Origin of the sequence: Mycobacterium sp. (assembly GCF_049281135.1) — a bacterium.
Taxonomy (GTDB): Bacteria; Actinomycetota; Actinomycetes; order Mycobacteriales; family Mycobacteriaceae; genus Mycobacterium.
Map to the genome: position 1 here is coordinate 1 of NZ_JBAPRN010000746.1, position 11,433 is coordinate 11,433.

General features: G+C 63.2%; 12 protein-coding genes and 1 pseudogene. 8 read left to right on the forward strand and 5 right to left on the reverse strand.

All coding sequences use genetic code 11. The features are described from left to right. Positions 1-908: cytochrome P450 (locus WAN02_RS29675; RefSeq protein ID WP_422268962.1), on the reverse strand; the 908-nt coding region annotated here is incomplete at its 3' end. Positions 909-936: 28 nt separating this feature from the next. Beyond that, positions 937-1,620 carry a TetR family transcriptional regulator gene (locus tag WAN02_RS29680; protein ID WP_422268963.1) on the reverse strand — a complete coding sequence of 228 codons (684 nt, stop codon included), beginning with the start codon at positions 1,618-1,620 and terminating at the stop codon, positions 937-939. Positions 1,621-1,896: 276 nt separating this feature from the next. Between WAN02_RS29680 and WAN02_RS29685 the strand changes: the two genes are divergently transcribed. Beyond that, positions 1,897-3,777, forward strand: a complete 1,881-nt coding sequence (locus WAN02_RS29685) for a bifunctional diguanylate cyclase/phosphodiesterase (protein WP_422268964.1) — start codon at positions 1,897-1,899, stop codon at positions 3,775-3,777. 8 nt (positions 3,778-3,785) lie between these two features. After that, the gene (locus WAN02_RS29690) at positions 3,786-4,472 is read left to right on the forward strand and encodes a TetR family transcriptional regulator (RefSeq protein ID WP_422268965.1); all 687 of its coding nucleotides are present in this window, start codon (positions 3,786-3,788) and stop codon (positions 4,470-4,472) included. Here WAN02_RS29690 and WAN02_RS29695 read toward each other — a convergent pair. Further along, the gene (locus WAN02_RS29695; RefSeq protein ID WP_422268973.1) at positions 4,469-4,831 is read right to left on the reverse strand and encodes a PAS domain-containing protein; all 363 of its coding nucleotides are present in this window, start codon (positions 4,829-4,831) and stop codon (positions 4,469-4,471) included. The genes WAN02_RS29690 and WAN02_RS29695 overlap by 4 nt on opposite strands. A gap of 294 nt (positions 4,832-5,125) precedes the next feature. On the opposite strand from WAN02_RS29695, the gene WAN02_RS29700 reads away from it, so the two are divergent. The 5 genes from WAN02_RS29700 to WAN02_RS29720 all read left to right on the forward strand — a co-directional run bounded on the left by WAN02_RS29700 (position 5,126) and on the right by WAN02_RS29720 (position 9,017). Next, entirely contained in the window at positions 5,126-6,067 is a 942-nt protein-coding gene (locus tag WAN02_RS29700) for an aldo/keto reductase (RefSeq protein WP_422268966.1), read from the forward strand. 24 nt (positions 6,068-6,091) lie between these two features. Then, positions 6,092-6,835: an SDR family NAD(P)-dependent oxidoreductase gene (locus WAN02_RS29705; RefSeq protein ID WP_422268967.1), complete on the forward strand. Its 744-nt coding sequence runs from the start codon at positions 6,092-6,094 to the stop codon at positions 6,833-6,835. A gap of 18 nt (positions 6,836-6,853) precedes the next feature. Beyond that, complete coding sequence (locus WAN02_RS29710) at positions 6,854-7,738, forward strand: ABC transporter substrate-binding protein (protein WP_422268968.1); 885 nt, start codon at positions 6,854-6,856, stop codon at positions 7,736-7,738. Positions 7,739-7,809: 71 nt separating this feature from the next. Then, positions 7,810-8,631: an SDR family oxidoreductase gene (locus WAN02_RS29715; protein WP_422268969.1), complete on the forward strand. Its 822-nt coding sequence runs from the start codon at positions 7,810-7,812 to the stop codon at positions 8,629-8,631. Continuing rightward, a complete protein-coding gene (locus WAN02_RS29720) occupies positions 8,628-9,017 on the forward strand; it encodes a carboxymuconolactone decarboxylase family protein (protein ID WP_422268970.1) in 390 nt (129 codons plus the stop codon). Before WAN02_RS29715 ends, WAN02_RS29720 begins: the two co-directional genes overlap by 4 nt. Before the next feature lie 22 nt (positions 9,018-9,039). Here WAN02_RS29720 and WAN02_RS29725 read toward each other — a convergent pair whose 3' ends face one another. Continuing rightward, the gene (locus WAN02_RS29725; protein ID WP_422268971.1) at positions 9,040-9,381 is read right to left on the reverse strand and encodes a metal-sensitive transcriptional regulator; all 342 of its coding nucleotides are present in this window, start codon (positions 9,379-9,381) and stop codon (positions 9,040-9,042) included. A 126-nt stretch (positions 9,382-9,507) separates the two neighbouring features. On the opposite strand from WAN02_RS29725, the gene WAN02_RS29730 reads away from it, so the two are divergent. Next, positions 9,508-9,801 (forward strand): hypothetical protein, encoded by a 294-nt coding sequence (locus tag WAN02_RS29730; RefSeq protein ID WP_422268972.1) that lies wholly within the window; start codon positions 9,508-9,510, stop codon positions 9,799-9,801. A gap of 69 nt (positions 9,802-9,870) precedes the next feature. On the opposite strand, the pseudogene arsB reads toward WAN02_RS29730, so the two are convergent. Next, positions 9,871-11,381: pseudogene (arsB, locus tag WAN02_RS29735) on the reverse strand (ACR3 family arsenite efflux transporter). Positions 11,382-11,433 lie beyond the last annotated feature (52 nt).

Here is an 11,433-nt window from a genome sequence, read left to right on the forward strand (position 1 = left end):
ATTCGACGCTGCCCAGTCTGAATGATGCTGAGGTAGCGCATCAATTCTTCGACGCCCACGGCGATCACCTTCTGATCGTCGGTTTCGCGTAGCAGTGCCAACTGGTCGGGGTGCTCCAGCAGCGCAACGATCGCCAGGCTGATCATGTTGGCTGTGGTCTCGTGTCCGGCGATCAGAACGCCGGTGGCCAACTGCGCCGCTTCCCGGACACTGAGCTCTTCGGCGTTGACCCGCTCGGCGAGGTCACCCACCAGATCTTCGGTCGGGTTCTCCATTTTGGCGCGGACCAGCTTGGCGATGTATCTGGCGAGTGCGGTCGCTCCTTCGGCAGACTCCTCGGCGCTCGCGTAGCGGCCCATGCCTCGACTGGCCTGCTCCTGGAAGAACTCCGCATCCGAATAAGGCACGCCCAGGAGCTGACTGATCACCAGCGACGGGACCGGCAGTGCCAGCGCGTCGACCAGATCGGCCGGCTGCGGGCCCGCCAGTATCGCGTTGATGTGGTCGTCGGTGATCTTCTGGACAGCGGGACGCAAGCCCTCGACCCGCTTGAAGGTGAACGGCTTGGACAGCATGCGCCGAAACGTGGTGTGCTCCTCGGCATCTGCGGTGAAAACCGAGCGGGGACGCTTGTCGACGGTGGCCAACATGCCTTCGTTCCAGTGTGGATAACCTGGCTTGCGGTCGTCGACACTGGCCCGCGAGTCGCTGAACAACGAGCGGATCGCGTCGTAGCCGGTGATCAGCCACGGCGTGCTGCCATCCCAAATTCGGACTCGGCTAAGGGGTTTGACGGCGTTGAGTTCCAACGCGACCGGAGCGGGGGCCAATGGGCAACCCGCGGCGCGGGCCATCGGATAGTCCGGAATGTTCGAGGCAACGGGATGTCCAGTCAAGGTGTCAGACATAGGCTCCTTCTCCAATCGCGAACTCAGATCAGTGCGGTAGCGAGGCCTGCGCGCGGTGAACCGGCGATTGCCAGAGGCCGACGATCGCGTCGATCAGCCCTTCGGCCGCGATCGGCCAGCTGGACCGCGAGCGCGGTCCGTGTTCGGCGAGCTCACCTTCATGCTCAGCACACGTGTGCATCAACAGGTTCCGGGCCATCACCATCCGCTCGAAGCGAACCCGCTTCGGCAGATCGGGCAGGCAGCGGTTGATACCGTCGATCGCCTGGACGAGCACCGGCGACCCGAGTGCGTCCTTGGTCACGACTTGCCGATAGGTCGGGTCAGCCATCGCCAGCGCGGCGAAGCGCGCATACCAACTCGGGTTGCCCAGCGCGGTCAGGTGATCGGTGAGCGGGCGCACCAGCGTGCCCACCCAGTCCCGCAGCTCCGTCGAGCTCTCGATACCAGCCAGCATCTGGGCACGGAGTTCCTCGATGGGCACTCGGTGCTTGCTTTCGATCGCGCGCAGCAGATCGGTCCTGGTGCCGAAGTGGTAGCACGCCGCCGCGTTGTTGCCTTGGCCGGCCGCTTCGCTGATCTGCCGGTTCGACACCGCATACATTCCGCGCTCGGCGAACAACCGCTCAGCGGCGGACAAGATCGCTTCTCGCGTACCGGTGGACCGATCGTTACGCAGGACTCTGGCTGCGGTCACCGACTCAGTGAACACCGGGGAATGAGCTAAATCAAGCAGTTTATTTAACTGGTCGATGCGAGCCGAACTGCCAGACATTCCACCGTCGAACCCATAGTGGAAGTCCTAAAACCATCGATCTTGGCGGGCATTTTCCAACATGACGTACCGCGTGTCGCTAACAGCGACGTTGCGCATGCTCGGCGTATATACTTCGCCGAACTGCTGCGCCCCTCAATTCGAACAGACGCTTAGTACGCCAGACCAGACTCTGACGCGGCACCCGAGTTACGCCCCACATCGGAGGAGACCTTGCCACGCAACCTGGTCACCCGCGTCGCCACCAGACTGATGGAGACGACGGCGTCGACGGTTGCCGAGGTCAATGAGCAGGTGCTCGCCGAACTCGTCGAGCATCTCGACATCGATGGCGCCTTCCTACGCCACAACGACCACAAGATCCGGGTGTCGAAATTGGTCGCGATATGGCCGCCCCGACGCGACCCCTCAGTCCCCGACTCGGCGGCGGTTGCCCACTTCAGTAGCGCCGACCCGGTTCTCTCGTTGTGCGAGCACGGCAAGAAACTGACGGTGATCAGACTGGAGCCCTCCGACCCGGTTTGCGCGCGCTGGATAGCGGCCTCACAGGAGCGGTGGGGCGTCGAACCCGGCAAGATCACCGCGCCGTCGGCTGCGGCAGCGCCCTTGATCTCGGGGGGCGTGACCACCGGCCAGCTGGTCTGCGTGAAATTTCGTCGCAAGAAATGGCGGCCCGATGAGCTCAACACCATCCAGACGGTCGCATCCCTGCTGGCGCAGCTCCAGGCCCGTATCGCTGCCGAGGAGAAGCTTCGCAACCTCGCCGAACACGACGATCTGACCGGCCTGCACAACCGCCGCGCGCTGATGGCGCATCTGTCCGAACGCCTGGCGGCAGGTCAACCTGGCCCCGTCCCGGTGTTGTATCTCGACCTGGACCGGCTGAAGTCGATCAACGACTATCTCGGCCACACTGCCGGCGACTGGTTCATCCGGACATTCGCCGAACAGCTACAGATGAAGGCCGGCGCCAAAAGCATGACCGCCCGCCTCGGCGGAGACGAGTTCGTCGTCGTGCCCGATCGGTCGATGTCGATCGAGGTAGCGGAGAAGACCGCCGAGGAACTGTGCGCGGAATTGCGCGATCGGATGTCCCTCGGCGGTCACATGATCACCCGCACCGTCAGCGTCGGTGTCGCAGTGGGCATACCGGGCCGCGACAACACCAGCGACCTTCTGCATCGCGCGGACGAAGCCGTCCTGACGGCCAAGCGAGCCGGTGGTAACCACGTCGCGGTCTCCAGCGATGACATATCGCTGCAGCGGCTTTTCCGCAACGACATCGAGCTCCACCTGCGGGGCGAGATCGACAACGATGCGCTGCTGCTGCACTATCTGCCCGAGGTCGACCTGTGGACCGGCGCGATTGTGGCCGTCGAAGCGCTCGTCCGGTGGCGGCATCCGACCTGGGGACTGCTACTGCCCGAGTCGTTCATCGGCGTCGCCGAATCCGCAAACCTGGGCGGGGAGTTGGGCCGTTGGGTCATGCGAACCGCGATCGGGGAGTTCAGCCGGTGGCGTTCGCGCGGCGTCGGGCAGAACACCACGTTGCGGCTCAATGTGTCCCCCGCCCAACTGGTCAGCCGAGGCTTCGTCAGCAGCGTCGCCGAGACCATCGACGAATTCGGCATCGACGGTGGCTCGGTGTGTCTGGAGATCACCGAACGCGCCGTGGTTCGTGACATCGACACCACTCGCAAGACCCTCGAGGCGCTGAAGGAAGTCGGCGTCCAGATCGCCATCGACGACTTCGGCACCGGTTATGCCGTTCTGTCGCATCTGAAGTCGCTGCCGGTCGACACACTCAAGATCGACACGTCCTTCGTTCGCGACCTGGGCACCAGTAGCCGCGACCTGGCGATCGTCCGGGCGATCATCGGCCTGGCCGAAGCGTTCGACCTGCAGCTGGTGGCCGAGGGTGTGGAAACCCCGGCCGCCGCATTGACCCTGATGCGACACGGTTGCCACCGAGCGCAGGGTTACCTGTTGTCTCGCCCGCTGCCCAGCCACGCGATGGAGTCGCTACTCTCGTCGCGCTGGATGCCAATGCCGTTCCTGGCCGACAGCCAGGCCCTATCCGCGACGACGATCTGACAACAAATATGAGCGAAGCAACCGACAGGCGTTCCGATACGACGCGCGAGCAAATCCTGCGAGCCGCGGCGCACCAGTTCGCCCAGCGTCCGTATTACGCCGTCGGTCTCGACGACATTCTGGCCGAGGCGCAGCTGACCAAGGGCGCGATGTACTTCCACTTCCGCTCCAAGCATGCGCTGGCGTTGGCGATCGTCGACGAGCAGACCGTCAGGTCCGGCGCCGCGTTCCAGGAGTTGTTCACCCGCAAGCTGTCCGGGCTGGAAACTCTCATCGACGTCTCGTTCCTGATCGCCATGGCCGACATGACCGAAGACATCTCGCGGGCGGCTTTCAACCTTCTCGAATCGGTCGGTCGCACCGAGAAGCTGCAGGAGCGGCTGCTCGGCGGGTGGATCGAAATGCTCGGCGAGATCGCCGGACGCGGAATCCGTGAGGGCGACATCGTCGACCGCGGCGATCCACAAGACATCGGACGCTTGCTGGTGTCCATTTATATGGGGCTGCGTCAGGCCAGCAACCTGGACGACCCGGCGGTACTGCTCGGTGACTACCAGAAAGCCTTGTCGACGGTGCTGCGCGGAATCGTGCAACCCGACAAGATCGATTACTTCGCGCAATTCTTGAAGCGTCGCACGGGTCTGGCGATCAAGGCCGTCTCTCCACTGGAGATTCAGGACAACCGAAGCGGCTAGCGCTCGTCAAGCCACAGCTGCTCGGTCAAGTCTTGAAACGTCGCGAGCGCTATGTCGTCATCGGCGCGGATCAGCGCCGACCTGCTCATCAGCGCGCGCACACTCGACCCGTCCAGGTGGGCCAACTCGACTACCTCGTTCGCCATGGATTGCACGACCGTGACCGCGGAGTCCGCGGTAAGTGGGAGGTGGAAGATCTCGTCGAACTTCAGCGACGCCACGTCGGCGGGGTCCCGACCGACCATTTCGGAGAACGCGGAATTGGCGAACACCACCGCGCCGTCGTTCGCGATCGCGAGCACTGGAACCGGAATCCGCTCCAGCACAACCAGAGCAGGCAACTGCTTGAGGGTGGCTATCGGCGAAAGACTCGTCTGGACGTTACGGCGTCGCTCCACGAGCCGATTATGGTCCATTCGAGCCACGCGTAAGTCCGCTTGTTATTACTGGGCCAAGATTTTGAAGTTTCTGTGAAAGCGTTACACGCTATTGAACGTTCGGAAGTCGTTGTTCAGCCGAACGCAGTGACCCGTTCCGGCTGAACGAACACGGATATTCGCGTAAAGATTTCTCAGCGAAGGGCTCCCCGGCGACACGCAGTGGCATCATCGGACCATCGTCACCCGCCCCCGGGTGCTTACGGAGGTTTCAGCATGACTGCATCCGAAGCGCTCCGTCAGTCTCGTATTGCGCTCACCAATGGATCGGGTGCGATCCCGGTCGTCGGGTTCGGCACCTTGATTCCGGATCTCGAGGCGACCAAGCAGGCCACCAGCACAGCGCTGGAAGCGGGCTATCGACATTTCGACTGCGCGGAGCGCTACCGAAATGAACAGGCGGTGGGTGAAGCTCTGCGCGAAGCGTTCGACGAAGGGACGATTGCGCGGGAGGACGTGTTCGTCACCACAAAGCTGTGGAACAGCAATCACCGTCCCGAGCGGGTCCGGCCCGCGTACGAAGCGAGTTGCCGCCGATTGCAGGTCGACCACGCCGACTGCTATCTGATCCACACGCCGTACGCGTTCGCGCCCGGCGACGATCAGGATCCTCGGGACGAGCACGGCAATGTGATCTACGACGAGGGGGTCACGTTAGCTCAGACATGGCAGGCCCTCGAGCAGCTCGTCGACGACGGTGCCTGCGGGGCCATCGGCTTGTCGGACGTCTCGCTGGATATGCTGCACGAACTCGTCGCCGTGGCGCGGATCAAGCCGGCGGTCGTGCAGGTCGAATCGCACCCGTACCTACCCGAATGGGAACTGCTCGACTTCTGCCGCGACAACGGGATTGTGTTACTGGCGTTCGCTCCTTTGGGGCACGGCATGCAGCCAAACCTCCTGGAAGACAAAGTGATTACCGACATCGCGAAGCGTTTGCAGATGTCGCCGGCTCAGGTGGCCCTTTCGTGGGCGGCGCAGCGCGGCAGCGCTTTCCTGACCACCTCAACCAAACCTCAACGCATTTCGGAGAACTATCAGATATCCCCGCTACCCGACGACGCCATGCGCGAGATGCGCGACCACATCACCACGAACATCCGATTCAACTCGGTAGTGCAGACCGGCGTGCCGGGTTTCATCCCCAGGCCCACGTGACCTGAAGTGGCGGAGGAGAGGCCGATGGATCGTGTCGCGGTGATCACCGGCGCCAGTCGAGGCATTGGTGCGGCGACTGCTGTGCTTCTTGCGGAGAAGAGATACCGGGTAGTGGTCAACTACCGCTCCAGCGCCGAGGAAGCAGACGAGGTGGTCGGCGCGGTGAAAGCGTCCGGCGGAGAGGCGTCGGCGATTCGGGCCGATGTCACCGACCCCGACGACGTCGCGGCAATGTTCGCCGAGACCGAACGGCACTGGGGGGGCGTCGACGTGCTGGTGCACAACGCTTTGATCCCATACGACGTCGTATCGTTCGCCGATCTGAGTTGGGAGCAGCTGGGCGGCAAGCTGGACCGCGAACTGCATGCCGCATTTCTTGTGACCAAAGCTGTTGTGCCGGGGATGATCTCGCGTGGTTTTGGCCGACTGATCTATATGACCACGATACTGTCGCGCCGACCGCGTGCGGGCATGATCAACCTCGGAACTGCCAAGGCCGCGATGGACCAGTTCGTCCGCTATGTGGCATTGGAGGTGGCGCCGCACGGGATCACCGCCAACCTTGTTTCGCCGGCAACGGTGGCCGGCGCCACGTCCGACAAGCTCTTGGCCTCCGACGACGTACGCCGTCTTGGCGCCAGTAACCCCATGGGCCGCCTCGTCACCCCCGACGAGGTGGCGCAGACAATCGCCTTTGTCGCCAGCGAGGATTCGGGTTTCATCACCGGACATTGCGTGGAGGTCAACGGCGGCCTGGCGATGGATTGACGAAAGGGGTTGTCGGCCGTGGAGACAATCGATCTCGCCTACGTCGGGCGAGGCCTGCACGAGGAATTGGTCGCCCATGTGGCCGACCAAGAGGGTTACTTCGAAGACGAGGGTGTCCACGTCGCCATCCGCGACGGGGTGAGCTGGCCGGCCGAGCGTCTACGTCGGGGCGCGGTGATCGGCCTGGGCAGGACCCTGGTGTCGCGGCTCAAAGACGGGATCGAGTGGACCGCGGTCAGCTTCAGCACCGATCACCCGCTGTTCTGGTTTCTCGGGAACGCTGAGGTGAAGTGCATGGCGGATCTGCGCGGGCGACGGTTAGCCGTGCACGGACCGTCCGATCCTCCGGGTACATTCGCCCGGATCGTCCTGCGCAAGCACGGTCTGGACCCCGACAAAGACCTGGAATGCATCGTCGGGCATCCCGGTGACTATCAGATGGATCTGCGACGGCTGCGGGACGGATCAATCGACGCCGCCTACGTCGGCAGCACCCTTTCGCCCGAACAGGTGGCGGCAGAAGAGGGATTCCATGTGCTGGCCTGGGTCGGCGACCATTTCCAGATTCCCACTGTGGGCGTGGTGGTCGACCCCACCCACATTCCGCTGGACAGCCCCGCCTTGCAGGCCCTGGCGCGTGCCAATGAGCGCGCACTGCAATTGCTCGTCGAAAAACCAAGCAGAGCAGTCGATTACGTTGCCTGGTTCTTGGACCGACTCACGCGCGAGGAAGCGCAACACTACTACGAAGACTATGTCGGGCCGTACTTCGTCCCCGGCCGGACGGCTGATCTCGACATGGCGCAACAGGCCATCGACACCGTCGCCGCCGAGCTCGGCATCGCACCTGTGCCGGCGGAGGCGATGTACGGACTCGCAGGCAAGTCGATCGCGAGCATCTAACCGATAGCTTTCAGCCCCGGCGTATCGTTTGCCCCGATTGCATCTGCCGGTAGTCGACGGGCTGACAACGCATGGACACTCTCGAAGGCAAGGTCGCCGTCATCACCGGTGCGGCCAGTGGGATCGGTCGCGCGATCGCGCACTCGCTGGGCCGCCGGGGAACGCAGATCGTTGCCGTTGACATCAATGCCGACGGGGTCGCGGCGGTGGTTGCCGACCTGCGGGAGCTTGGCGTGAACGTCGCCCCCCGAACCACAGACATCGGCGACGCAAAAGCTTTCGACGGCATCCGAGACACCGCAGTGGAGCGGTTCGGCAAGGTCGACATCGTGGTCAACAACGTCGGTGTGCTGACTAATGGCCTACCGCAAGACATCCCAGCGATCGAGTGGGAGCGAATTCTCAACATCAACCTGATGTCGGTGGTGCGCAGTAACGCCACTTTCGTCCCGATGCTGCTCGACCAGGGCAGCGGCCATATCGTCAACACCGCATCGTTCGCCGGCTTGTTCACCTACTCGTACGACCGCATGCCCTACGCGGCCAGCAAAGCCGCAATCGTCCAGATCAGCGAAGGACTCGCTCTTTATCTGCGTCCCAAGAACATTGGCGTCACCCTGCTCTGCCCAGGACCCGTACTGACGAACATCGCATCGAACATGCCGACATTCGGCGGCGGCGCGGCCCTGCGTACACCGGGCGAGCAGTTCGAATTGTTCGACGCCGCACGCGTCGGCGAACTGGTTGCCGACGCGATCCTGCAGAACCGCTTCTTCGTCCCGACCCATCCCCAAGTCACCGACGAGCTACGTCGCCGCGTCGAAAACTGGGATGCCTACTTGGATTACCAAATCTCCCGCGAACCCCTGGCACCGAAAGGCGACAACTCATGACCGACGCCCGCACCGATGGCCTCGCAGTCTTCAAAGACCCGCTGCCCGGCCTGATCCCCGACGACGTCACCAGCATGCGCGACGATGGCTTCGCGGGCGAACTCGGCGAACTGACTCTCGAGCATGTCTTCGGTGCGCTGTGGACACGACCCGGGCTGGATCGCCGCTCCCGCAGCCTCGTCACACTCGGGGCGCTCATCGCGCTGCGTGCGGGAGAGGAATTGAAGTTTCACTTCCCGATTGCGTTGCGCAACGGGCTGACCGCCGAAGAGCTCGAAGAGGTGGTCTATCACCTGACTGGCTATGTGGGCTTTCCGGCAGCGACGTTGGCCCGCAACGTCGGGCGTGAGGTACTGCCTAAGCCGGACCGCCAATCCGGCAGCTGAAAAAGACGCGTCTACAGCGCCGCTACGAGCTACCGACTTTCACAGCCTCGCCGGTTGTCGTGCCGTTCAGGCAATTATCTGGGCCAGTCAGGGCGGGACTGAACTTGAGTGCGTCCACCAGTTCGGCTATGGCCCTTTCGCCCTGCCCGCCGACGACGGCCTCCGAAAAGCAGGTTTCCAGGTGGTTGTGCAGCATCACCCGGTTGGTGCGCTCCAACGCCGACTGCACCGCAGAAATCTGCTTCATCACGTCCACGCAGTACGCGTCGGATTCCAGCATTCGGATGATCCCGTCGAGATGGCCACGGACTGTTTTGAGCCGGTTGAGCGCGGAACGCTTTTTGGCCGTCAACTCCTCTGACATCACCGTTTCCTTCCAGCGGCGCGTACCAACCCCGTGCCGGGCTGAACGACTCCCAGCTTACCTCACCCCACCCCACCCAGGGTGGGGTAGCATGGCCGTCGTTAGTCCAACACAGAGAGGTTCACCATGGCCGATACAACTGACGATCCGGGCACCACACAACCGACCAGGCCTAGCCGCCTGAACCAGGCGCTGGCATGGGTGGGCATCGTCGCCGGCGGACTGTTCGTCGTCGGCGCTATTTTCTTCTCCGGCTTCTTCTTGAACTGGAGCGAGCACATGCACATGCACATGGGCCACGCGGCGATGTCCCACGAACAGAAGGACTGCTGCGCCGACATGAAGATGGGCGACATGAAGCCAGGTGACATGAAGCCGGGTGCAATGGGGCCCGAGATGATGGGGCCGCACGCGGGCTAACTCGTTGTGGTGCCACGGTTTCCACGGACCGAGACCGTGCCCGAAAGTCTGAGTGCCGAGCCTAGAGCGTCATTCGCCGGGCTCGGCACTCAGTGCTAATTGGTCGAGCAGTGTGCGTACCCGCTGTTCGATCTCGTCGCGAATTGGTCGTATCGCCTCGAGCGGTTGGCCGGCCGGGTCGGCGAGAACCCATTCCTCGTAGCGGCGCCCCGGCAGGACCGGGCAGGAGTCACCGCACCCCATGGTGACCACCACATCCACGGTTTGGAGCATGTCCATGGTCCACCGCTTCGGTTGTTCGATGGTGATGTCAATACGCTTCTCGGCCATCGCTGCGACGACGGCGGCGTGGAGTTCGCCGGCAGGTTCAGACCCGCCGGAGTAGACATCGGCCCGGTCACCCGCGAGGTGTTTGAAGAATCCCATAGCCATTTGGGAGCGGCCCGCATTCTGGGTGCAGAGGAACAGCACGGCGGGCTTGACGCCGGACATCAGGCAAGGCTTTCGTGGGCGGCAGGAGCGAATCGTCCTCTCAGGGCCAGTGATACGTAGACCAGGGCGACGAGCACCGGCACTTCGATGAGCGGGCCCACGACGCCGGCGAGCGCCTGTCCCGAGGCGGCACCGTAGGTGGCAATGGACACGGCGATGGCTAATTCGAAGTTGTTGCCCGCAGCGGTGAACGCGAGGGTGGTGGTGCGTGGGTATCCCAGACCGAGGATTGTGCCCAGCAGGTAGCCACCACCCCACATGACGGCGAAGTAGGCCAGCAGTGGCACCGCGATGCGGAGCACGTCGAGAGGGCGGCTGGTGATCTGATGTCCCTGCAGCGCAAAGAGAATGACGATGGTGAACAGCAGGCCGTACAACGCCCACGGTCCGATTCTGGGCAGGAAGGTCGACTCGTACCAGTCGCGCCCTTTGGCGTTCTCGCCGAAGCGTCGGGTGAGATAGCCGGCAAGCAGGGGAATGCCGAGGAAGACGAGCACGGATTTGGCGATCTGCCACGGCGAGGTGTTGATGGCGCTCTGTTGCAGGCCGAGCCAACCGGGGAGCACCGACAGGTAGAACCAGCCCAGTGCGGCGAACATGACCACCTGGAAGATGGAGTTGAGCGCGACCAGCACTGCCGCGGCCTCGCGGTCACCGCAGGCAAGGTCGTTCCAGATGATCACCATCGCGATGCAGCGGGCCAGACCGACGATGATCAGGCCGGTGCGGTAGTCGGGGAGATCGGGCAGCAGCAGCCATGCCAACGCGAACATCAACGCGGGGCCGACTAACCAGTTGAGCACGAGTGAGCTTGCCAGCAGTTTGCGGTCGCCGGTCACGGTGTCCAGCCGGTCATAACGAACCTTGGCCAGCACCGGATACATCATCACCAGCAGACCGAGCGCGATGGGCAGTGAGATCCCCTCAACCTGAACATGATTCAGAGCAACATTGAGCCCAGGAACGAGTCGCCCGAGCAGTAAGCCGACTGCCATCGCGATGCCGATCCACACCGGCAGGAGCTGATCGAGCCGCGACAACTTCTCCACCACGGAAGGATGCGCCTCAGGTTGCACTAGTCGGCTCACGATTCGCCTGCCGTGCCGTCACCCGTCGCTGTTGTGCAGCATGCGCTAGGAG